This window comes from Streptomyces sp. NPDC001502, from assembly GCF_042894785.1.
In the GTDB taxonomy this organism is placed as follows: domain Bacteria; phylum Actinomycetota; class Actinomycetes; order Streptomycetales; family Streptomycetaceae; genus Streptomyces; species Streptomyces kutzneri.
In genome coordinates, this window is sequence record NZ_JBIAVW010000013.1 from 40,939 (window position 1) to 60,970 (window position 20,032).

Here is a 20,032-nt window from a genome sequence, read left to right on the forward strand (position 1 = left end):
CCCGCAGGCCACGGCCTCCCCTCACGTGTCCGCGATTCAGCGGCCGCGGGTCAGCCGGGTCCCGAACGAGGGCTCGGCCAGGGCCCCCTTGACCGCCACCGGCACGCTCCGGGCTCCCTCCCCGCTGCCCACCGTCAGCACGGCCACCTCGGAACCGGCCTTCGCGGTGTGCGGCAGCGGTCCGGCACCCGCACCGGCACCGGCACCGATCGCGAGGGACAGCTTCAGCTGCTGGCCCGGGACGCCGATCACGTTCAGGTCCTTGGTCGCCACCAGCGGGGTACGGCCGCCGAGCCCGTCGTCCACATGGCCCACGACGTCGCCCTTGCGGACCACCGGGACCGACGCGAGCGCCGTTCGTACCGCCTCGATGATCTTCTTGCTGTTCGCCAGCACCAGCTTCAGGCTGCTCTCGGCGTTCAGGTCCGGCCCGTCCACCCGCTGGTCCATCAACGTGCCGAGGATCAACGGCGTCTCGTCACCGATCGACTTGTACGCCGCCCACATCAGTGTCCCGCCGGCGGGCGTGCTGGAACCGGTCTTGATGCCCCGGATGCTGAGACCCTGGGCGGTGAGCAGGATGTTGTTGTTCTCGAGCCGCTGGGGCAGCCCCTTGATGGTGGCGTTCGGCAGCGCGACGATCGAGCGGAACACCTCGTCCTTCATGACGGCTTCGGCGAGCTTCAGCTGATCGGTGGCCGTGCTGACGGTGCCCGCGTCCAGACCGCTGGGGTCCGTGTACGTGGTGTCGTTCATCCCGAGCTCCTTGGCGGCGGCGTTCATCTTCACGACGAACGCGGCTTCGGAGTCGGCGCCGGCGTCCCAGCGGGCCAGCAGGCGGGCGACGTTGTTGCCCGAGGGGATCATGAGCATCTTGAGCATGTCCTGCTGGCTGAACTTCTGCCCGGCGGTCAGGCCCGAGATGCGGGACTCGTTCTCCGAGTTGCCGTCCGCCACGGTCTTCGCGTCGACCGTGATGTCCGGACCCGGGTCGTTCTTGCCCAGCGGGTGGCCCTTGAGGATCACGTAGGCCGTCATCACCTTGGCGACGCTGGCCGTCGGGACGGGCTTCTGCTCACCGAAGGTGCCGACGTCGCCGGAGCCGGAGATGCGAACGGCGCCCTGGCCCTTGGCGGGCCAGGGGACGGAGAACTGACCGTCGATGGTGCGGTCGGCCTCGGCGGCGACGAGCTGCGGGGTGGGCAGGGGGCGCAGCAGCTGGGCCCCGACGCCGGCCCCCGCGAGGAGGAGCAGGATCGGCGTCCATATCTTGACGCGGCGCAGCGCGGTCCGGCGCGGGGTCTCCGCCGGGGCAGGGGTGTTGGTGAGCTCGGCCAGCAGATCGAGCGGAGGCAGCGGCGCGGCCGGGGCCGGCGCGGCGACCTTGGCTTCGGTGGGCTGCGGCTGAGCCCGCGGCGCGACGGGCGCGGGCAGGTCCACGTCCTTCAGCGCGACGAACTGGCTCGTCCGCTCGGGGTCCGGCTCCGTCTCCCGAGCCCAGGCGGGAGCCTTCCGCGGGGCGTCCGGCTCGGCGGGCTTCTGCTTGGGCAGGGCGATGAGCATGGTCTCGTCGGACGCGTCTTCGCCCCCGGTCCCGGCCTCGGGCGCCTTCGACCCGGCTTCGTCATCGGGCCGCCGCTCGTCGGCCCCGTCCTGGACGACGGGTTCGCCGTCTCCGTCGTCGCCGTCGGTGTCCGCCTCGGACCGGTCGTCGGAGTCGGCCTCCGCTTCCGTTTGCGCCTCCGCCTCGGAGCGGTCCGTGACGTCAGGTTCGGTCTCGGCCTCGGCGTCCGTCTCGGTGCGGGCCGCGCCCGGGAGTTCGGCGTCGGCTTCGCCCGGGCGCTTCGGCTCCGCCTCCGCCTCGGAGGACCCGGCCTCGGACCCGGCCTTGTGGTCGGCTTCCGCCTCGGGGTCGGCGTCCGTCTCGGTGCGGGCTTCGCCGGGGAGTTCGGTGTCGGCTTCGCCTGCGTGCTCGGACTCGGCTGCGGCCTCCGCCGTGGAGGACCCGGCCTCGGACCCGGCCTTGTGGTCGGCTTCCGCCTCGGGGTCGGCGTCCGTCTCGGTGCGGGCTTCGCCGGGGAGTCCGGCGTCAGCCTCGCCCGCGCGCTCGGACTCGGCTGCGGCCTCCGCCGTGGAGGACCCGGCCTCGGACCCGGCCTTGTGGTCGGCTTCTGCCTCGGCTTCGGCCTCCGTCTCGGTGCGGGCTTCGCCGGGGAGTCCGGCGTCAGCCTCGCCCGCGCGCTCGGATTCGGAATCGGCCCCGGGATCGGCCTCCGCCTCGGGACCGGGCTTGGGCTCGTCTTCGCCCTCGGGGTCGGCGTCCGTCTCGGTGCGGGCTTCGCCCGGGAGGTCGGCGTCCGCTTCGCCCGCACGGTCGGCCTCGGCTGCGGCCTCCGCCTCGGAGGACCCGGCCTCGCCCGGGGATGCGGAGTCGGCTTCGGGCTCGGCGTCGAGCCCGTCCTTCGGCTCGGCCTGAGGGACGGCTTCGCCCTCGGGTTCCGCGTCCGCCTCGGCCACGGCGTCGGCCTCCGGCTCCGCCCGGCCCTCGCTCTCGGCCGTCGTCTTGGGCTCCCCCTCCAGGACGGTGGTCTCTGCCTCGATCTCCGGGTCGTCAGAGGAACCGCCCGCCACCGTTACCGCCTTCATCCCAGCCCCGCCTTGCTGCTCACATCATGCCGATACGACCGGCGAGGCCCCGCGGGACCTCGCCGCACTGCCAGATGTCCCCGGATCTCCGCCCGTTCCCTCCGCTGGATCTTGTGACCGTTCGGTCATATTCGCTGAGTACGCCTACTCATGCCCCCGCCCGCCCCACCGGCCGACCATGGGACACATCGCACCGCACCACCACCTCACCATCCGAACGGGGTCGTCCATGCTCAGCCGAATCGCCGCCGCCCTCGTACCCGCCTTCGGGCGGCTGACCGTCACCGCCGACCCCGGGGACCGCCCTGCTCCCGGCGCCATCCTCGTCGCCAACCACACCTCCCTCGCCGACCCGGCCGTCGTGGTCGCCGCGCTGCGCCGGCACGGGATCGAGCCGGTCATCCTGGCCACCAGTGGCCTCTGGCGGGTCCCGCTGCTCGGCTCCGCGCTCCGCCGCGAGGGCCATATCGCCGTCCACCGCGGCACCGCCCGAGCGGCCGATTCCCTCGACGCGGCGGCCGTCGCCCTTGCCTCGGGCCGCAGCGTGCTGCTCTACGGCGAAGGCGGGCTGCCCGGACGCCGCGACGCGGGGGAGACGGCCCCCGGCCCCTTCCGTAGCGGCCTGGCCCGGCTCGCCGCCGCGACGGGCGCCCCGGTCGTGCCCATCGGCCAGGCGGGTGCCCGCCGCCTCTGCTCGGGCAGCGGCGCCAAGCAGCTCGCCGGCGTCGTCACCGCCCCGCTGCGCAGGCCCTGCTTCCACGTCCACATCGGCTCGCCGCTGCACCTGCCCGACCGGGTGCCGGAGGCCACGGACCGGGCCCGTCAAGCGGTCACGGCCGCCTGGCGAACCGCGGCGTCCGCCCTCGGGGAAGCGGGCCGGGAGACGGTCTGAGGCCCGTCCCGCACAGCTGCGCCGTGGAAGCGCACGCTGTCGCGGAGGAAGCCGATCGGCCCCTCGCGTGTCGCCGAGCCCGTCACCGGTCACGGCATGCGACCGTCTCCGCATGACCGAAGGCTCGACACCACACATCTCCCCGGCGCGGATCACCGTACGGGGGGTGCAACCCGGAAACCCGCCCTTCCGCATCGTGGAGGTCGACGGCGAGTTCGTCGGCAGGGCGACGTCGATGACCGACGTGCTCCTGATCGCCGCGGAGGCCGGGATCACGATCCACGACCTCGACGACCTCGAAGTGGTCCACTGGGTCAGTGGCGGCAAGTTCACCTGGTCGATCCCGCGCTAGTGCTGTGACCGGCAAGGTTCACCGGGTTGCGACGCCCGGTACGGCACCTCATCCCCCAGACTCCGTCCGGGGGGACCCCAGGTTGTCGGACCGCGCAAGTACGTCCCGTACGAGCCCCCCCGCCAAACCTTCCCGGCCACAGCACTGGCCACGGCGCTCAGCGGGTGCTGTGCCCGAGCACCACATGGGCCGCGACCTCACCGTCGGCGTCCGTGTCGATGAAGGACACCACCACCGGGCTGCTGCCCGTGGGTCCGCCCGCCGTGGCGCGCAGCCGGTAGCGCTCGGTGCGGACGGCGTCGCGGACGAGCGGGCCGCCACCCGAGAACAGGGCCGGCGGCTTGGCGTCGTTGGCGATACGGAAGTCGGCGGGCCGCCAGCTGCCCGAGGCCGGGTCGAATCGCTCCAGCAGGAACCCCGGCCCGCTGCCCGCCCCGGCACCGCCTTCGCCGACCAGCATCTCCATCTGGAAGGCGACCACCACATGCCGGTACTCGGCGGAGTTGCCGTTGCGCAGGGTGACGGTGAACTCCTGCGGGGCGCCGCCCCGTACGAGGGCGAGCCGACCGCCCCGGGTGTCGACCGCGACCGTGAGCCGGGTCGGAGCCGGGGGAGGCGTCACGGGCCTGGTCACGGCCGCGGTCGGGGTTGCCGACGCGGAGGGCCCGGGCGGCGAGGAGGCGGGGATCGACGGCGAGGCGGAAGCCGACACCGGGGCGGACACCGACGCCGACACCTCGGCGGAGGTCGAAACCGAGGCCGCGGCCGGCGCCGTGCCGTTCTTGTCCCCGCACCCGGTGGTGCCCGCCAGCAGCACGGCGGCCACGGCCGCCGCGCCCAGTGCGCCGCGGGGGCCTCGGGAAACTGGCATGGGATCGGTCCTCCAGGGGTCGGCTTCGCCAGGAAGCTAGCAAGGCGGCGCCCCTGCCGACGAGGTCGATCACGCTTCGAGGCGGCGACGGTTCGGTCACGGTTCCCCCGGGGCCGGCCAGACGGGGAGCGTGGCCTCCAGGACGGTGACCCCGAGGCCGGGCCGAAGGGCCGTACGGCGGCCTCGGGCCGGATCCCCCCCGGCATCGGCGAGACCCTCGGATACCGGAGCATCGGTTCCGGGGGAGGCCGGGAAGTCCAGGGGGACGGTCAGGCGGGCTGCCACAGTTCGACCCGGTTGCCCGCAGGATCCGTGACCCAGCCGAAGCGGCCGACGCCTTCCATGTCCTGCGTCTCCTCGTCCACGTCCGCGCCCTTGGCGCGCAGTTGCGCGAGCATCGCGTCCAGGTCGCGGACCCGGAAGTTGAGCATGGTCTGCTGGGTTCGGGAGCCGAAGTAGTCGGTCTCGGACTCGAACGGCGCGAACACCGTCGGGCCGGCGCCCTGCTGCCACAGACCGTGCTCGTCGGCGTCCAGGCCCAGGCAGTCGCGGTACCACGCACCGAGGGCCGCCGGGTCGGCCGCCCGCATGAAGTACCCGCCGATTCCAAGCACACGTTCCATGCCGCCATGGTGCCAGGACGGCCGCGGGACGGGCGGGCACCACACCCACACCCGCCCGGCGTCCACGACTTCCCCGCGGGCGAGCGCGTCAGCCCAGCGGCTTCTCGAAGCCGAAGGCGGTGACGGCCATCCGCTCGCGGAAGTAGAAGCGGTGCGCGTCGGTCCGCTGGGTGCCGGATTCCAGCGTGAGGGCGGTGCAGCCGGCGGCCACGGCGTGCTGCTCCAGGTGCGCGAGCAGCTCGTGGCCCACGCCGGTGGAACGGGCGGTGGCGGCGGTGACCAGGTCGTCGACGTAGAGCGAGCGGACCGCCGAGGTGTTGACGACGATCCGCCAGCCGGCCGCGCCCACGCACCGGCCGTCCGCGTCGTAGGCGGCGGAGAAGCGCAGCCCCTGGCCGTGCCCCTCCGTGAGGATCCTGAGGAACACTTCCTCGGTGAGGTGGGGGCGCAGTTCGAGCAGCACGGGAAGCAGGTCGGCGGTGAGTCGCGGATCGCCGGGCTCAAGGTCGATGATCTTCATACGACGAGCCTACTGGGCCGTACGGGACCGCCCTGGGCCGCGGCCGTCGCGCGCGGCCGCGGCCGACGTGTCGAAATGGGAGGGACGGCTCCGACGTCCCCTGTGAAAGGCTCCCGATCCCGGTCCCGGAGCCGCCGCGCACGCAGCACTGAAGGAGTGGCACCCCATGAAGTACATGCTGATGGTTCTCGGGAAGCAGGCCGACTACGACGCCATGGGCGGCGCCGCGAACAGCGACGGCCCCGGATGGTCCGAAGCCGACCTCAAGGCGATGTTCGACTACATGGGCGCCCTCAACGACGACCTCGCCGAGTCGGGTGAATGGGTCGACGGGCAGGGCCTGGCCGACCCCCGCCACGCCCGCCTGGTCACCGCGGCCGCCGACGGCACCCCCGTGATCTCCGACGGGCCGTACGGGGAGGCCAAGGAGGTGCTCGCCGGGTACTGGATCGTCGACGTCGCGGACTTCGACCGCGCCGCCGAGATCGCCGCCCGCGCCTACGCCTGCCCGGTGCCGGAAGGCGCACCCAGCTACCCGGTCGTCGTCCACCCCGTCGACAGCCGCTCGGGGACCGAGATGTGCTGACCGGCCCCGAACCCGAGCCCGCACCCGCGAGCGAGGACCTGCTGCGCCGGCTGGCGCCGCAGGTCCTCGGAGCGCTCGTCCGCCGCTACGGGCACTTCGACGCGGCCGAGGACGCCGTGCAGGAGGCCCTGCTCGCCGCCGCCCGGCAGTGGCCCGAGCAGGGCCGTCCGGCCAACCCGCGCGGCTGGCTGATCCGTGTCGCTTCCCGCCGGCTCACCGACCAGCTGCGCAGCGAGGACGCGCGCAGGCGCCGCGAGGAGACGGCCGCCGCGCTGACCCCGCGCGACGAGTTCGTGGCTCCGCCGCCGGGGGAGGGTCGGGCCCCCTCCGAGGACGACACGCTCGCCCTGCTCTTCCTCTGCTGCCGGGCCGAACTGCCCCCCGCCGGCCGGATCGCCCTCACCCTGCGGGCTGTCGGCGGCCTGACCACCGCGGAGATCGCCCGCGCCCTCCTGGTGCCCGAGGCCACGATGGCCCAGCGGATCAGCCGGGCGAAACGGCGCATCAAGGCCTCCGAGGCCCCGTTCGGCATCAGGCCCGACGGCACCGCCGGCACCGATCGCGCTGACGGGACCCGTGGCGCCGACGGGACCGGCCCGGAAGCGGCCGAAGGCCGTGCCGCCCGGCTCGCCGACGTGCTCCACGTGCTCTACCTGATCTTCAACGAGGGCTACACCGCCACCTCGGGCAGCGATCTGCAGCGCGCCGACCTCGCCGCCGAGGCGATCCGCCTCACCCGCGCCGTCCACGCGCAGCTCCCCGCCGACGGCGAGGTGGCCGGCCTGCTGGCCCTGATGCTGCTCACGGACGCCCGCCGTACCGCCCGCACCACGCCCGACGGCGACCTGATCCCCCTCGCCGAGCAGGACCGCACGCGCTGGGACCACGCCGCCATCGCCGAAGGGGTCGCCCTGGTCAGCGACGCCCTCACCCACGCGCCGCTGGGGCCGTACCAGCTGCGTGCCGCCATCGCGGCCGTGCACGACGAGGCGGCGGGCGACGAGGACACCGACTGGGCGGAGATCCTCGCCCTGTACGAGCTGCTGATCCGCCTGGTCCCCGGCCCCGTGGAGCGGCTGGGCCACGCGGTCGCGGTGGCCATGGTGCACGGGCCGCGGCGGGCCCTGGCCCTGCTCGCGGAGCTGGACGGGGACGAGCGCCTGGCCGGCCACCACCGCCTGGAAGGCGTACGGGCCCACCTGTTGGAGATGGCGGGCGAGCGGGCGGCGGCACGGGCCGCCTACGCGAAGGCCGCCGGTCTCACGCTCAGCGTGCCGGAGCGCCGCTACCTCCGGTTCCGGGCCGCCCGGCTCGCGGAATGAGCGGGCGGAACCCCGCTCCGGGCGTCCGCATGACGGACATGGTCCACCGTTGTCAGAGGCGCCGCCTACTCTTGATCACGTGAGCCCGACCTTTGACGATCACCCCGCCCCCGACCGTTCCCTCGCCGAGATCAACGCCGACATCCGCTGCCTCTTCGCACGCGCCGAGGGCCGCCTCTCCGACGCGGAGCGGATCCGCCACGCCGCCCTGCTGGGCGAGTGGGCCTCGGCGATACGCGCGTCGGTGGTCCCGGCCGCATAGCGGTCCCGACCGTGCCCGGTCGTGTCGGACCGATGAATCCGGCGCCCGGCGGCAGTCTTCCCTACGAGCATCCGCACGTACGAGAAGGTGGACCATGAGCGACCTGCGCAGTCTCCTGGAGACCCACGTCGGCGACGGATCACTGCCCGGCGCGGTGGCCCTGGTGGCACACGGCGATGACGTCGAGGCCGCGGCCGTCGGCTCCCTCGACACGGCCGGCACCGCACCCATGGCCCGGGACTCCCTCTTCCGGATCGCCTCCGTCACCAAGCCCGTGACCGCCGCGGCCACCATGATGCTGGTCGAGGACGGACTGCTGGCCCTTGAGGTCCCCGTGGCCCGCTGGCTGCCGGAACTCGCGGCGCCGACGGTGGTCCGTACCCCGTCCGCACCGCTCGACGACGTGGTGCCCGCCGACCGTCCGATCACCGTCGCCGACCTCCTCACCTTCCGCGCCGGGTACGGCTTCCCCGCCGACTTCTCGCTGCCCGCCGTCGCCCCGCTGTTCGACGGACTGAAACAGGGGCCGCCCAGGCCGCAGGAGGTGGCGGAGCCGGACGTGTGGATGGCGGCCCTGGGACGGATTCCGCTCCTGCACCAGCCCGGCGAGGCATGGCTCTACAACACGTGCTCCGACATCCTGGGGGTGCTGATCGCCCGAGCGACCGGACAGCCGTTCCAGGACGTGCTCGCCGAGCGCGTCTTCGCGCCGCTCGGCATGCGGGACACCGCGTTCGCCGTACCGCGGGGGCAGCTCCACCGGTTCACCGGCTACTACCGGGCCGCCCCCGACGGCGGAGCCCTGGAGCTCGTGGACGCGCCCGACGGCGAGTGGAGCACCCTCCCCGCCTTCCCGTCCGGGGCGGGCGGCCTCGTCTCCACCGTCGACGACCTGTACGCCTTCGGCCGGATGCTGCTCGCGGGCGGCGCGTACGGGGGTGGCCGGCGGCTGCTCTCGGCGGACTCGGTACGGCAGATGACCACCGATCACCTCACCGCGCCCCAGCGCGCGGCGGGCGCCGTGTTCCTGGAGGGCCAGGGCTGGGGTTTCGGCGGATCGGTCGACGTGGCCCGCCTCGACCCGTGGAACGTACCGGGCCGGTACGGCTGGATCGGCGGCACCGGCACCGCCGCCCACATCGTCCCCGCGACCGGGACGCTCACCCTGCTCCTCACCCAGCGGGAGCTGGCCGGCCCCGCCTCGCCCGAGGTGATGCGGGAGTTCTGGACCTACGCCGCCACCCGTCCCTGACCACCCGACCGGTCCCAGACCGCCCCGCCAGCCCCGCCCGCCCCACCGCCCCTACGCCCGCCTGCCCCCGCCGCCCGTTCCCGCAGCCGGCGCTTGTCCGGCTTGCCCCGCGCCGTCAGCGGGAGCGCCCGTTCCCAGAACACCGCGGTGGGCCGGTGGGCCGGGGCCAGCTCCTTCTCCACCAGGTCACAGGCCTCGGCGGCGAGCCCGGCGCCCGGCTCGTACCCCGCCGCCGGCACCAGGAAGGCGCACACCTCCTCGCCGGTGACGTCGCTGTGCCGCCCCACCACCGCGGCCTGCGCGACCGCGGGATGCCGGGCGAGCGCGGCCTCCACGGGCACGCAGTACACGTTGTCCCCGTGGACCATCACCACGTCGTGGATCCGGTCGTCCAGGTACAGGTAGCCGTCCGCCCCGAAGTGCCCGAGGTCCCCCGTCCGCAGCCATCCGTCCCGCAGTACCCCGGCCGACAGCCCGGGCCGGCCCCAGTACCCGCTCATCATCGCCCCCGACCGCATCCACACCTCGCCCGTGCGGCCGGCCGCCACCGCCGTGCCCCGCCCGTCGCGCACCTCCACCGCCACCCCCGCGACGGGCCGCCCCACCGACGCCAGCAGCTCCGGCCGCCCGCCCACCGCCGCATCGTGATCGGCGGGGGAGAGCCGGCAGATCACCGCCGCCTCGTTGGTGCCGTAGCCCTGCCGCCACCGGCCGCCCCAGCGGGTCACCGCCTCGCGCAGCCGCTCGGGGTGGACGGGCGAATCGCCGTAGGAGACCGCCGCCAGCCCCGGTACACCGTGGGCGGTCGCCGGGTCGTCCAGCAGCCGGTACACCATCGAGGTCGTCAGGTACGTGGCCACGGGCCCCAGGCGGAGGCACGCCGCCGCGAACTCCGCGGGCGCGAACGGTTCGAGGATCTCCACCCGGCCCCCGGCCCGCCACTGCTCCAGGCACCGCCCGCCCGACCGCTGCGCCAGCGAGGTCACCGACAGGTACACCGAATCCGCCCAGGCCGCCGGCCGTACGGCGTTCCGCGCGGCCATCGCCCCGAAGGTGAAGGCCACCCCCTTGGGCCGCCCCGTGGTCCCGCCCGTGTACGTCACCCGCGCCACGTCCTCCTCCCGCGCCCGTACCGGCACCGCTCCGGGCTCCGTCCGGCCGGCCCGGCGCAGCAGCTCGGCCAGTCCGAGCCGGGGCGCCGCGGTCGCGGGCACCGGCACATCGTGCACGACCAGGTCCGGCCGGCAGTCCCGCAGCACGAAGTCGAGCCCGTACAGGGCGGGTCCGGCGAGCACCTGGGTCAGCCGGGCGCCCAGCAGGTGCGCCGCGATCCGTACCAGCAGCACCTCCGGCCGGTTCGAACCCGTGACGCAGGCCAGTCCCGAGCCGCGCCCGATCCCCGCCCCGGAGAGCACTCGGGCCAGCCGGCAGGCTCCGTCGAGCACCTCCTGGAATCCGAGGACGACCGGGCCGGCGCCGAGCGCGGGCCGTCCGCCGTACCGCTCCAACGCCCCTACCAGCGACGTGACATACCGCGCGGCCACCATGGGGGACTGCCTCTCCGCGCCGCTCCGGGACACCGGCATCATGGACGCCATGACGAACGAATCCCGTGCTCGTTCCTTCAGCTCCGCGGCCGCACGCTACGCCGCCCATCGCCCCGCGTACCCGCCCGCGCTCTTCGACACGCTGGCCGAGATGGCCGGCTTTCCGCTGGCCGGAGCGCGGGTCGCCGACGTCGGAGCGGGAACGGGGATCGCCACCGCCCTCCTGGAGGCCCGCGGGGCCCTGGTGGTCGGGGTGGAGCCGGGCGAGGGCATGGCGCAGGAGTTCCGGCGCCGCAACCCCGGCACCCCGCTGGTCCGCGCGGACGGCAACCGGCTGCCGCTGGCCTGCGGCTGCCTGGACCTGCTGACGTACGCGCAGTCCTGGCACTGGACGGACCCGGCGCACGCCGTCCCCGAGGCCCTGCGCGTGCTGCGCCCCGGCGGGGCCCTGGCGGTGTGGCAGAACGACCCGGACACCGGGGTCGGCTGGATCGCCGATCAGCAGAACCGGATCGAGGAGCGGTTCGGCCCGGGCTGGTACATCAACGAGCGCGCCCTCTCCCAGGAGGGGCTGCGCTTCACCGACCGCCGGCTCGCGTGGTCGCGCCGCGTCCCGGTCGACACGCATCTGGCCAAGCTGTCCACCCACTCCCTGTTCCTCGTCGGCGAGCCCGGCACGGATGCCTTCCTGGAGGACGAACGGGCCCTCCTCATGGACCGGTTCCAAGACGGATGGGTGGAGGAGCACTACGTCGTCGAGCTGAGCGTGGCCGTCCGGGGGCGCGAGACGCGGTAGGGGCTGTTCGGGTGAAGTGTCGCAACCTGCGCCCACCCGCGGCCGTTGATCAAGGTGCTTATCACCGTGCACTCGTGCGACAGAAGGACCACTGATGATCAAGAAGTTCATGGCCACCGCCGCCGTCACCGCGTCGATCGTCGGCGCGGGCGCGGCCGTGGCCGCCCCGGCCATGGCCATCGGCAACGACAACGGGATCAACACCGTCAACGGCAACAACGCCCAGCAGATCTACGGCAACCAGGAGACCCGCGGCGACCTGAGCCCGCAGCTCGGCGTGATCCAGGGAACCCTGAACAAGCCCTGCATCGGCCTGCCCGTCAAGGTCAACGCCCAGTCCCTGCTCGCCGTCCTCGCCAACGTCGGTGTCCAGGACATCAACGTCCTGTCGAACCCGCAGAACCAGCAGTGCACCGAGAACTCCACCCAGGCCAAGGGCGACGAGCCGCTCTCCCACATCCTGGACAACATCCCGGTCCTGTCGGGCAACGTCTCGGCCGGCAGCTGACGCAGTCCCCTTGTGCGAGCCGGGGCCTCCGACGCCTGCGCGAGTGCCCACGGGGCCCCGGCTTGTTCCACCCGGATCCACGGTTCCCCGGATCCGCCTCCTCCACCGGCGCGCGGCGGCCGACCGGCCGCCAGGGTGGGCACCGAACCGTACGTCACAGAGCCTCCTGCCCGACCGGGCCGGAGGCTCTGCGCGTGCCCTTCCGCCCTTGTCAAGACACGAATGTTCGAGACATGACGGGCAGCGTTCCGATCATGCCCACTGGAATCTCCTGCTTCACCCGGACGGCGTGAGGCCCACCAGGTCCAGGAGGCGAGTGGCGATGAATCCGGAATGCGCAGAGGAGGACCGCTGGGCGGCCATCGGCCACGCGAAAGGGGAGGACGGAGAGCCGGACGGAATCCACCTGGCGCGTACCGTCACACAAGAGGTCCGGCGGACCGGGAAGCATTTCCTGCCGCAGCCCCTCCTGCTGAGGCTCAGCGAGATCCGCAACCGCCACGCCGTGCACGGCCCGCCCCATCTCCAGGCGTTCCTCGACTGCATGCTCGACAAGCACGAAGGGCGCTACTGGAACCGGACCTACCTCTCCCTGCCGCTGCTGGAGCTCCTCCTGGGCGACACGGATGACGCGCCGGACCCGAACCGCATGGCCACGCTGCTCATATCCGACGTCATACGCTTCGAGATCCAGTCGGAGGCCCCGGCGCGGGAACCGCGGCAGTCGCGGGAGTCGCGGGACTCCGTGGACCGGGATCCGCCGGACCCGGTGACCCTGCGCAAGCGGCTGCGCCACGCACTGCGATTCGTGGCACACGACCTCGACGTCCCGGACGCCGCTGACCTGACCTCCCGGGCGGCCCACGCGCCGTGGTCCCGCTGGGCGGACGTCGCCGAGCTCCTTCCCCGGCCCACGGCCACAGGGGCCGGCCACTGGTTCGACGTGACGGTCCAGCCCGTGTACGTGCTGCACGACGAGTACTTCTTCATCCGGGCCCTCCAGGCCCACGAAATGATCTTCACGGCGATCGCGGCGGACGTCCGGGCGGCGATCGGGGCGCTGCGCGCCGGCCGGCTGGACACGGCGGCCGACCATGTGGACCGCGCGGCCGGTCTCTTCGACCGGGCCTCGGCGCTGTTCCGGATGGTGGCCACGATGCGGCCCGGACACTTCTCCGCGTTCCGGCAGTTCACCCAGGGCGCCAGTGCCATCCAGTCCGAACAGTACAAGCGCTTCGAGATCCTGTGCGGCCTCCCGACCGCCCCGCGGCTGGGGTCGGAAGCCTTCACCAACGTCCCCTCCGTACGGGCCGAGGCCGAGGGCGAAGCCCACGACACGGTGGTCCGGGCCTACCTCGACCTGCGCCGCACGGCCCGTCTCGGCGAGGCCGAGTGGAACCGCTTCCGCAGCGCGCTCGGCGCCCTGGAGGAGCGGCACCAGCACTGGAAGTCCACCCACCGGAGCCTCGCCGCGCGCATGCTCGGCGGGTCCCGCGGTTCGGGTTACACCGCGGGTGTCCCTTACCTGGCCGAGTGCCTGGACAACCGGCTCTTCTGGCAGCTCGGTCAGCAGCGCGGCGCGGGCGAGCGTGCCTGAATGATCGTCAGAAGGGGCGGGTCGGGAGGTACTTGCCGTCCAGGGTGATGACGGCGCGCTCACCACCCTCGGGGTCGGCGACCTTCCTGACGTCCAGCTTGAAGTTGATCGCGCTGATGATGCCGTCCCCGAACTGCTCGTGGACCAGCGCCTTCAGCGTGGTCCCGTAGACCTGCAGCATCTCGTGGAAGCGGTAGATCGTCGGATCGGTCGGGATGCCTCCGGGGAGGGAACCACGGGTCGGGATCGTCTGCAGGAGCCGCACCGCGTCCTCGTCCAGGTCCAGCAGTCCGCCGACCGCCTTCGCGGCGGCCTCGGGCAGGGCGTGCTGGCCCAGCAGGGCGGCGGTGACGAAGGCGACCGACAGGCCGGCCGCGTCCGCGAGCTGCTGCCAGGACAGGTCCTTGCGGGTCTTGGCGTCGACGGCGGTGACGGCCAGCGCCTGGCGGGCGGTGGGGTCGAACTGGGCGTGCTGCATCAAGGTGTCCTTCGGAGAAGAGGGGAGAAGAGGGGGAGTGGGGTGGGAGCGGGGTGAAAGAGGGGGCGCGGGGTCAGCCGGCCGCTGCGGCGCCGACGTCCGTGACACCGCCGGAGCGGATGTCGTAGACCCAGCCGTGCAGCGTCAGGGTCCCCGCGGCCCGTGCGCGGGCGACCGAGGGGTGGGTGGCCAGGTTCGCGAGCTGGGCGCGTACGTTCTCGCGGACCAGGGCGGACAGCCGGTCGGGGCCGGCGGCGCCCGCCGTACGGGCCAGCGAGGCGTCCGCATGCCGCAGCCACCCCGCGACGGAGGCGGCGGCGCTCAGGTCGGCGCCCTCGGCCAGGGCGGTCATCGCCCCGCAGGCGGAGTGCCCGCACACGACGATGCCGGTGACCCCGAGGACCGCGACGGCGTACTCGATACTGGCCGCCACCCCGTCCGCGCCCGGTGCGTGGGCGGGGACGAGATTTCCGGCGGTACGGACGACGAACAACTCGCCGGGCTCGCTCTGGGTGATCAGCTCCGGCACGACGCGGGCGTCCGAACAGCCGATGAACAGGGTCGTCGGCCGGTGCACCTCGGCCAGGTGGGCGAAGAGGTCCGCCTTGGCCGGAAACACCTCGCGCTGGAAACGCGCGACGCCGTCCGCGAGGTCGTGCGGTCCGGGCATGGTCCGCAAGGTCTGCATGGTCACTCCCTCCGGGGATGCGCCCCGTACGGGGCTTGACGTGTTCCACCATGCATGACCTGCATCTATTGTGTCCAAGACGCAATATCCATGTCTGTCATCGATGCCATCTATAGTCGAGTCCATGGCTCTGGAACTGCGTCACCTGCGCTACTTGATCGCCGTCGCCGAACACGGCAGCTTCACCCGCGCCGCCGAAGAGCTGCGGATCTCCCAGCCCACCCTGTCCCAGCAGGTGAAGCAGCTCGAACGCACCGTCGGCGTCCAGCTGTTGGACCGGACCGGGCGCGCCGTGCGGCTCACCGACGCCGGCGCGACGTACGTCCACTACGCGCGCGGCGCCCTACGTGACCTGGCCGCGGCCGAGCGCGCCGTCCTGGACCTGGCCGACCTCTCCCGCGGCCACCTGCGCCTCGCGCTGACCCCCACCTTCACCGCGTACCTCGTCGGCCCGCTCGTCGCCGGGCTCCACAGCGCGCACCCCGGCATCACCCTGGAGATCCGGGAAATGCCCCAGGACCGGATCGAAGCCGGGCTGCTCGCCGACGAGCACGAGCTCGGACTCGCCTTCGAGGGGCCGCACCTGCCCGGGATCGCGGCGACCCCGCTGTTCACGGAGACCCTGGGCCTGGTCACCGCCGTCGGCGAGGATCCCGGACCGCTGCCCGTGAGCGACCTCGCGACGCGCCGACTGGCCCTGCTCAGCGGGGACTTCGCCACCCGCGAGCACGTCGACGCCTACCTCGCGGCCCACGGCGTACGGCCGCACATCGCGGTCGAGGCGAACTCCGTGCAGGCCCTCACCGAGATCGTCCGGCGCACCACGCTGGCCACCGTCCTGCCCGACGCCGTCACCCACGACCACCCTTACCTGCGCCCCGTACCGCTCGACCCCGCCCTGCCGGCCCGAACGGTCACCCTGCTGCGCAGGGAGAGCGCGTACGAGAGCGCCGCGGCCCGCGCCTTCACCGAGCTCACCGCGCGGCTGGTCCGCGAACGCGGGTACCGCCCCCCGCTGCGCGCGCACGCGCAGCGGGAGACGGCCGGGAGCGGGGTGGATCACTTGCCGGGGCACTCCTTCCAGGCCAGGTGATAGATGGTGTTGATGCTGCCGTCGGTGGAGTCCATCGTCATGTAGCTGGTCGACGAGGGGGACGAGGTGCCTCTGGTCACGCGGAGCTCGGTGTTGATGTTGAAGTTCCGCTGCACCCCGCACGGCGCCCAGACCAGTTGGGCCCAGTCGGTCACGTCGGTGGCCTGCCAGTTGTCCTCCTGCGGCCCGCTGAAGTTGTGGGTGCGCGCCGCGGTGTCCGGTGAGCCCTGGAAGTAGTACGAGGCCTTCTCGGTGGCCTTGGCGCCCGGCGCGAGCGAGGCGTAGCCGCGGTAGTCGGCACTGGCGATCGCGTAGGTGAAGCCGTGGGGCACGTGCACGATCAGGCTGAGCTGGCAGTTCTTGCGCGCCGCGGTGGGCGGGGCGCCGCCTCCGACCTGGGCCAGGTACTCGCTGTAGGTCACCGTGAAGGCGGTGTTGTCCTGGGACACGGCGACCTGCGCGGTGTCCTTGGGACACCCGGATCCGTTGACCGTGGCGACTTCGATCACGATGCGGTCGGGCGGCGGGTTCACGATCGTGGAGGGGGTGGCGTGCGTGGGCAGGGTGGCGGTGAGCAGGGCGCCGATCGCGCCGCTCACGAGGAATCCACCGGACATGTTTCTCCGATCCACTGCTTTCGGTACCGGGCGGCGCGCAGGCGGGCATGCCTGGGTGCCGGTGGGTGGGGGGTGCGGCCGGCCAGAGCGGGGCCGGGTCGTCACAGACCGGTGTGCAGGGTGGAACGGGGGCAGGCCCAGGAAGGGGAATCTGGGCATGTCCCTGACAATTCCCGATCGGTGAAGACCGGGTGCCCGAATCGTAGGAACCCCGGGCGGCCCGGACCAGGGCGATGTCCGGCCAATCGCGCCGCCCGGCCCGGACCGGCCGGATCCGGACGACCGGCCGGGGGCCGAAGAGCGGAATCAGGCCGCTGCCGGCCGGGCCAGCCGCTCGACGCGGGCCACGAACTCCGCCGGATGGAACGGCTTCGCGAGACAGTCGCTCACACCGGCCTCCAGCGCGCGCACCGTGCACTCCGGATCCGCGGGCGGCAGCGCGAGGATCGGCACCCGCCCGTGATCGGGGTGCCGGCGGATCTCCTCGAACAGCGCCACCTCGTCCAGGCCCGGCCCGGTGCGCTCACAGATCACCAGGCCGATCGGGCCGGCGCTGCCCAGCAGGGAGACGGTGTCCACCCCGGTACCCCCGTCGACCACGGTGAACCCCCGGGCCACGAGGAGGCGCTCCAGCAGGCCCCGGAGGGTGGTCTCCTTCGCCACGAGGAGGATCCTGCTCGGGGTGTCGCCGCTCATGTCGTTCCTCTTCATCCGCGTGGGGGGTCCCGCAGAGCCTACGAGGCGGGGCGTGTGCACACCCGCTCCGGGGCACCTCATCCGGTAGCTTCGGTCCATGAGCACAGAGCCGCAGAGCTTTGAGATCCTGCTGGTGCCCGAGCACATCGAGAACCTGCGCGGCGAGTCCCCCGCGGACCGGGCCTTGCGGTCCGCCACGGTCGAGGCGACCGGTGAGACGGGCGCCTCGGGCTACCCCCGCTACCGCGGGCAGGGCGTGGAGGCCGACATCGACCCGAGCACGCGCACGGTCGAGGCCCTGCTGGTCGACGGTGCGGAGCTGGACTACGGGCTGGTCGCCATGGTCGCCCCCGAGCGGGGCCGCGGCAAGCGCTGAAGGAGTGTCCGCCCAGGCGCGGGATCCGGACCTCGCGAGGAGGTCCGGGCGACTCGCCGCTCCGAGCCGGCACCGGCCATTTCGCCCCCACGCTGCGCACGGTGGCGGCGCTGCCCCCGTAGCCTCGAAGTGCGGCCGCCCCCGTGCGAAGGGCCGCCGTACGCGAGCCACCTCCCTGCCCCGCCCACCCTCTGAGCGGAGAACCACAGATGGCACCCACCCTCGCCCTCAAGCCCGGTACCGCCTGGTCCGACGCGTGGCGGCGGTCCCTGGCCGCCGCCCCCGAGGCCTTCCGTGACGAACGCGTCCTCAACCTCTGGGGCGGCTCCTGGCAGCCCGACGGCCGCAGCCTGCCCGCCACCAGCCCGGTCGACGGCAGCCCCGTCGCGGGCCCGCCGCGGCTCGACCCCGAGACCGCCGGTGCGGCCGTACGGGCCTGCCTCGACGAGCACCGCGCCTGGCGGCACGTCCCGCTGCCCGAACGCCGGGCCCGGGTCACCGCCGCCCTCGACGCCCTCACCGAGCACCGGGAACTGCTCTCGCTCCTGCTCGTCTGGGAGATCGGCAAGCCCTGGCACCTCGCCCAGGCCGATGTGGACCGGGCCGTCGACGGCGTCCGCTGGTACGTGGAGCACATCGAGACCATGGCCGAGGGCCGGTCCCCGCTCGCCGGGCCCGTCTCCAACATCGCGAGCTGGAACTACCCCATGTCCGTACTGGTCCACGCCATGCTCGTACAGGCCCTCGCGGGCAACGCGGTCATCGCGAAGACCCCCACCGACGGAGGGCTCGCCTGCCTCACCCTCGCCGGCGCGCTGATCCGCCGCGAGGGCATCCCGGTCACCCTGGTCAGCGGCAGCGGAGCCGAACTGTCCGGAGCCCTCGTACGCTCCCCGGAGATCGGGTGCGTCTCCTTCGTCGGCGGCCGCGACACCGGAGCACGGATCGCCACCGCCGTCACCGACCTCGGCAAGCGCCACATCCTGGAGCAGGAGGGCCTCAACACCTGGGGCATCTGGGAGCACACCGACTGGTCCGCCCTGACGGCGGTCATCCCCAAACTCTTCGACTACGGCAAGCAGCGCTGCACCGCCTACCCGCGCTTCGTCGTCCAGCGCACCGCCTTCGACGCCTTCCTCGCCGCCTACCTGCCGGCCGTCTCCGCCATCCGGACCGGCCACCCGCTCGCCGTCGCGCACCCCGAAGACCCCCTGCCCGAGCTGGACTTCGGCCCCCTCATCAACGCCGCCAAGGCCAAGGAGCTCACCGACCACGCCGCCGAGGCGATCGAGCGGGGCGCCGTACCGCTCTACCGCGGCACGCTGGAGCCGGCCCGCTTCCTGGAGGGCCAGGACACCTCCGCGTACATGGCCCCGCTCACGCTGCTCAGCCCGCCGGCCTCCTCCCCGCTCTACCACGCCGAACCCTTCGGGCCCGTCGACACCATCGTCCTCGTCGACACCGAGGCGGAGCTGCTCGCCGCGATGAACGCCTCGGGCGGCGCCCTCGTCGCGACCCTGTCCACCGACGATCCGGCCACCTTCGCCCGGCTCGCCCCACAGATCCGGGCCTTCAAGCTCGGCCACGGCAAGCCCCGCTCGCGCGGCGACCGCGAGGAGCTCTTCGGGGGGTTCGGCGGCTCCTGGCGCGGTGCGTTCGTCGGCGGTGAACTGCTCGTGCACGCCGTCACCGACGGCCGGGACGGCGAACGGCTGCCGGGCAACTTCCCCGAGTACCAGCTGATGCCCTAGGGGGTGCCCCGCCTCCCCCGGGCGGGGGAGGCGGACGGTACGCGGGGAGGAGGTGGCGGCGGCGTCCCGGCCAGCAGGATGAGGCCATGACCCGAACACCGAGAAAGCAACTGGTCGCCGCACTCACCGCCTGTGCCGGAGCGCTCGCCTACACCGTGAGCAAGGTGGACCTCGCGCGGGACGGCGAGCTGGGCATGCCGGGCTTCCCCGCCCCGCCCGAGGCCTACGCCCAGGTCGCCGACGTCACGGCCGCCCAGCTGGGCAATGCCGGCCTCGGCCTGCTCATGGCGGTCGTGTCCCTGCTGCTGGTCCGCCCGCCGGCCGCCCACTGGCTGCGACGGTCCGCGGTCGGCGTCTCCTGGCTGGGCGTCGTGATGGTCGGGGCCGGGGTCATCGGCTTCGGCGCCCGGGCGGCCGGTCTGGCCCCGGGCCTGGGGGACCCGCCTCCCCGCATGGCGACGGCCGTCGCGGCGCTGGTGGTCGGCGGGCTCTGGGTGGCGGGCTGGTCCGTGGCCGCGGCAGGGGCTACGCGGGGCAGGCGGGCGCGCTAGTCCGCACC

At 73.4% G+C, this 20,032-nt stretch carries 22 protein-coding genes; 13 read left to right on the plus strand and 9 right to left on the minus strand.

Going from position 1 to position 20,032, the window contains the following annotated elements:
* Positions 1 to 36 precede the first annotated feature (36 nt).
* A complete protein-coding gene (locus ACFY0D_RS23050) occupies positions 37 to 2,646 on the minus strand; it encodes a serine hydrolase (protein WP_390799942.1) in 2,610 nt (869 codons plus the stop codon).
* A gap of 229 nt (positions 2,647 to 2,875) precedes the next feature.
* Here ACFY0D_RS23050 and ACFY0D_RS23055 point away from each other — a divergent pair, with 229 nt between their 5' ends.
* Positions 2,876 to 3,538: a lysophospholipid acyltransferase family protein gene (locus ACFY0D_RS23055; protein WP_390799943.1), complete on the plus strand. Its 663-nt coding sequence runs from the start codon at positions 2,876 to 2,878 to the stop codon at positions 3,536 to 3,538.
* Positions 3,539 to 3,650: 112 nt separating this feature from the next.
* Positions 3,651 to 3,890: a hypothetical protein gene (locus tag ACFY0D_RS23060; protein ID WP_390799944.1), complete on the plus strand. Its 240-nt coding sequence runs from the start codon at positions 3,651 to 3,653 to the stop codon at positions 3,888 to 3,890.
* Between the two features lie 157 nt (positions 3,891 to 4,047).
* On the opposite strand, the gene ACFY0D_RS23065 is transcribed toward ACFY0D_RS23060, so the two are convergent.
* The 3 genes from ACFY0D_RS23065 to ACFY0D_RS23075 all read right to left on the minus strand — a co-directional run bounded on the left by ACFY0D_RS23065 (position 4,048) and on the right by ACFY0D_RS23075 (position 5,904).
* Entirely contained in the window at positions 4,048 to 4,761 is a 714-nt protein-coding gene (locus ACFY0D_RS23065; RefSeq protein WP_390799945.1) for a hypothetical protein, read from the minus strand.
* A gap of 269 nt (positions 4,762 to 5,030) precedes the next feature.
* Positions 5,031 to 5,384 carry a VOC family protein gene (locus tag ACFY0D_RS23070; protein WP_390799946.1) on the minus strand — a complete coding sequence of 118 codons (354 nt, stop codon included), beginning with the start codon at positions 5,382 to 5,384 and terminating at the stop codon, positions 5,031 to 5,033.
* Positions 5,385 to 5,472: 88 nt separating this feature from the next.
* A complete protein-coding gene (locus ACFY0D_RS23075; RefSeq protein ID WP_390799947.1) occupies positions 5,473 to 5,904 on the minus strand; it encodes a GNAT family N-acetyltransferase in 432 nt (143 codons plus the stop codon).
* 166 nt (positions 5,905 to 6,070) lie between these two features.
* Between ACFY0D_RS23075 and ACFY0D_RS23080 the strand changes: the two genes are divergently transcribed.
* From ACFY0D_RS23080 to ACFY0D_RS23095, 4 genes are all read left to right on the plus strand, one after another.
* Positions 6,071 to 6,490, plus strand: a complete 420-nt coding sequence (locus ACFY0D_RS23080) for a YciI family protein (RefSeq protein ID WP_390799948.1) — start codon at positions 6,071 to 6,073, stop codon at positions 6,488 to 6,490.
* Positions 6,484 to 7,812, plus strand: coding sequence for an RNA polymerase sigma factor (locus ACFY0D_RS23085; RefSeq protein WP_390799949.1), 1,329 nt, complete (start codon positions 6,484 to 6,486; stop codon positions 7,810 to 7,812). The genes ACFY0D_RS23080 and ACFY0D_RS23085 overlap by 7 nt, the downstream gene beginning before the upstream one ends.
* 79 nt (positions 7,813 to 7,891) lie before the next feature.
* Complete coding sequence (locus tag ACFY0D_RS23090) at positions 7,892 to 8,074, plus strand: hypothetical protein (RefSeq protein WP_390799950.1); 183 nt, start codon at positions 7,892 to 7,894, stop codon at positions 8,072 to 8,074.
* A 94-nt stretch (positions 8,075 to 8,168) separates the two neighbouring features.
* Entirely contained in the window at positions 8,169 to 9,326 is a 1,158-nt protein-coding gene (locus tag ACFY0D_RS23095) for a serine hydrolase domain-containing protein (protein ID WP_390799951.1), read from the plus strand.
* Here the strand turns inward: ACFY0D_RS23095 and ACFY0D_RS23100 are convergent.
* Positions 9,305 to 10,924, minus strand: a complete 1,620-nt coding sequence (locus ACFY0D_RS23100; RefSeq protein WP_390799952.1) for an AMP-binding protein — start codon at positions 10,922 to 10,924, stop codon at positions 9,305 to 9,307. The genes ACFY0D_RS23095 and ACFY0D_RS23100 overlap by 22 nt on opposite strands.
* Between ACFY0D_RS23100 and ACFY0D_RS23105 the strand changes: the two genes are divergently transcribed.
* The 3 genes from ACFY0D_RS23105 (at position 10,923) to ACFY0D_RS23115 (ending at position 13,774) form a co-directional block, all read left to right on the plus strand.
* The gene (locus tag ACFY0D_RS23105) at positions 10,923 to 11,669 is read left to right on the plus strand and encodes a class I SAM-dependent methyltransferase (protein WP_390799953.1); all 747 of its coding nucleotides are present in this window, start codon (positions 10,923 to 10,925) and stop codon (positions 11,667 to 11,669) included. The two genes, ACFY0D_RS23100 and ACFY0D_RS23105, sit on opposite strands and share 2 nt — an antisense overlap.
* 94 nt (positions 11,670 to 11,763) lie before the next feature.
* The gene (locus tag ACFY0D_RS23110; protein ID WP_390799954.1) at positions 11,764 to 12,177 is read left to right on the plus strand and encodes a rodlin; all 414 of its coding nucleotides are present in this window, start codon (positions 11,764 to 11,766) and stop codon (positions 12,175 to 12,177) included.
* A gap of 322 nt (positions 12,178 to 12,499) precedes the next feature.
* Positions 12,500 to 13,774: a tryptophan 2,3-dioxygenase family protein gene (locus ACFY0D_RS23115; RefSeq protein ID WP_390799955.1), complete on the plus strand. Its 1,275-nt coding sequence runs from the start codon at positions 12,500 to 12,502 to the stop codon at positions 13,772 to 13,774.
* Between the two features lie 7 nt (positions 13,775 to 13,781).
* On the opposite strand, the gene cynS is transcribed toward ACFY0D_RS23115, so the two are convergent.
* Both cynS and ACFY0D_RS23125 read right to left on the minus strand, forming a co-directional pair.
* The gene (gene cynS, locus ACFY0D_RS23120; protein WP_390799956.1) at positions 13,782 to 14,252 is read right to left on the minus strand and encodes a cyanase; all 471 of its coding nucleotides are present in this window, start codon (positions 14,250 to 14,252) and stop codon (positions 13,782 to 13,784) included.
* Positions 14,253 to 14,325: 73 nt separating this feature from the next.
* The gene (locus ACFY0D_RS23125; protein WP_390799957.1) at positions 14,326 to 14,940 is read right to left on the minus strand and encodes a carbonic anhydrase; all 615 of its coding nucleotides are present in this window, start codon (positions 14,938 to 14,940) and stop codon (positions 14,326 to 14,328) included.
* Positions 14,941 to 15,064: 124 nt separating this feature from the next.
* Here ACFY0D_RS23125 and cynR point away from each other — a divergent pair, with 124 nt between their 5' ends.
* A complete protein-coding gene (gene cynR, locus ACFY0D_RS23130) occupies positions 15,065 to 16,033 on the plus strand; it encodes a transcriptional regulator CynR (RefSeq protein ID WP_390799958.1) in 969 nt (322 codons plus the stop codon).
* Here cynR and ACFY0D_RS23135 read toward each other — a convergent pair.
* Both ACFY0D_RS23135 and ACFY0D_RS23140 read right to left on the minus strand, forming a co-directional pair.
* Positions 16,000 to 16,650: a DUF4360 domain-containing protein gene (locus ACFY0D_RS23135; RefSeq protein WP_390799959.1), complete on the minus strand. Its 651-nt coding sequence runs from the start codon at positions 16,648 to 16,650 to the stop codon at positions 16,000 to 16,002. The genes cynR and ACFY0D_RS23135 overlap by 34 nt on opposite strands.
* A 306-nt stretch (positions 16,651 to 16,956) precedes the next feature.
* Positions 16,957 to 17,346 (minus strand): PleD family two-component system response regulator, encoded by a 390-nt coding sequence (locus tag ACFY0D_RS23140; protein WP_390799960.1) that lies wholly within the window; start codon positions 17,344 to 17,346, stop codon positions 16,957 to 16,959.
* A gap of 97 nt (positions 17,347 to 17,443) precedes the next feature.
* Between ACFY0D_RS23140 and ACFY0D_RS23145 the strand changes: the two genes are divergently transcribed.
* From ACFY0D_RS23145 to ACFY0D_RS23155, 3 genes are all read left to right on the plus strand, one after another.
* Positions 17,444 to 17,722: a hypothetical protein gene (locus tag ACFY0D_RS23145; RefSeq protein ID WP_390799961.1), complete on the plus strand. Its 279-nt coding sequence runs from the start codon at positions 17,444 to 17,446 to the stop codon at positions 17,720 to 17,722.
* Between the two features lie 209 nt (positions 17,723 to 17,931).
* Positions 17,932 to 19,473, plus strand: coding sequence for an aldehyde dehydrogenase family protein (locus ACFY0D_RS23150; protein WP_390799962.1), 1,542 nt, complete (start codon positions 17,932 to 17,934; stop codon positions 19,471 to 19,473).
* Positions 19,474 to 19,559: 86 nt separating this feature from the next.
* Positions 19,560 to 20,024, plus strand: coding sequence for a hypothetical protein (locus tag ACFY0D_RS23155; RefSeq protein ID WP_390799963.1), 465 nt, complete (start codon positions 19,560 to 19,562; stop codon positions 20,022 to 20,024).
* Positions 20,025 to 20,032: the final 8 nt, after the last annotated feature.

What these genes read in the sequence shown, in the direction of transcription:
- ACFY0D_RS23050 (WP_390799942.1), bottom strand. Translation starts at nt 2,646, where the DNA reads ATGAAGGCGGTAACGGTGGCGGGCGGTTCCTCTGACGACCCGGAGATC.
- ACFY0D_RS23100 (WP_390799952.1), bottom strand. Translation starts at nt 10,924, where the DNA reads ATGGCGTCCATGATGCCGGTGTCCCGGAGCGGCGCGGAGAGGCAGTCC.
- cynS (WP_390799956.1), bottom strand. Translation starts at nt 14,252, where the DNA reads ATGCAGCACGCCCAGTTCGACCCCACCGCCCGCCAGGCGCTGGCCGTC.
- ACFY0D_RS23150 (WP_390799962.1), top strand. Translation starts at nt 17,932, where the DNA reads ATGGCACCCACCCTCGCCCTCAAGCCCGGTACCGCCTGGTCCGACGCG.
- ACFY0D_RS23145 (WP_390799961.1), top strand. Translation starts at nt 17,444, where the DNA reads ATGAGCACAGAGCCGCAGAGCTTTGAGATCCTGCTGGTGCCCGAGCAC.
- ACFY0D_RS23055 (WP_390799943.1), top strand. Translation starts at nt 2,876, where the DNA reads ATGCTCAGCCGAATCGCCGCCGCCCTCGTACCCGCCTTCGGGCGGCTG.
- ACFY0D_RS23110 (WP_390799954.1), top strand. Translation starts at nt 11,764, where the DNA reads ATGATCAAGAAGTTCATGGCCACCGCCGCCGTCACCGCGTCGATCGTC.
- ACFY0D_RS23070 (WP_390799946.1), bottom strand. Translation starts at nt 5,384, where the DNA reads ATGGAACGTGTGCTTGGAATCGGCGGGTACTTCATGCGGGCGGCCGAC.
- ACFY0D_RS23125 (WP_390799957.1), bottom strand. Translation starts at nt 14,940, where the DNA reads ATGCAGACCTTGCGGACCATGCCCGGACCGCACGACCTCGCGGACGGC.
- ACFY0D_RS23095 (WP_390799951.1), top strand. Translation starts at nt 8,169, where the DNA reads ATGAGCGACCTGCGCAGTCTCCTGGAGACCCACGTCGGCGACGGATCA.
- ACFY0D_RS23060 (WP_390799944.1), top strand. Translation starts at nt 3,651, where the DNA reads ATGACCGAAGGCTCGACACCACACATCTCCCCGGCGCGGATCACCGTA.
- ACFY0D_RS23155 (WP_390799963.1), top strand. Translation starts at nt 19,560, where the DNA reads ATGACCCGAACACCGAGAAAGCAACTGGTCGCCGCACTCACCGCCTGT.
- ACFY0D_RS23140 (WP_390799960.1), bottom strand. Translation starts at nt 17,346, where the DNA reads ATGAGCGGCGACACCCCGAGCAGGATCCTCCTCGTGGCGAAGGAGACC.
- ACFY0D_RS23075 (WP_390799947.1), bottom strand. Translation starts at nt 5,904, where the DNA reads ATGAAGATCATCGACCTTGAGCCCGGCGATCCGCGACTCACCGCCGAC.
- ACFY0D_RS23105 (WP_390799953.1), top strand. Translation starts at nt 10,923, where the DNA reads ATGACGAACGAATCCCGTGCTCGTTCCTTCAGCTCCGCGGCCGCACGC.
- cynR (WP_390799958.1), top strand. Translation starts at nt 15,065, where the DNA reads ATGGCTCTGGAACTGCGTCACCTGCGCTACTTGATCGCCGTCGCCGAA.
- ACFY0D_RS23135 (WP_390799959.1), bottom strand. Translation starts at nt 16,650, where the DNA reads ATGTCCGGTGGATTCCTCGTGAGCGGCGCGATCGGCGCCCTGCTCACC.
- ACFY0D_RS23115 (WP_390799955.1), top strand. Translation starts at nt 12,500, where the DNA reads ATGAATCCGGAATGCGCAGAGGAGGACCGCTGGGCGGCCATCGGCCAC.
- ACFY0D_RS23065 (WP_390799945.1), bottom strand. Translation starts at nt 4,761, where the DNA reads ATGCCAGTTTCCCGAGGCCCCCGCGGCGCACTGGGCGCGGCGGCCGTG.
- ACFY0D_RS23080 (WP_390799948.1), top strand. Translation starts at nt 6,071, where the DNA reads ATGAAGTACATGCTGATGGTTCTCGGGAAGCAGGCCGACTACGACGCC.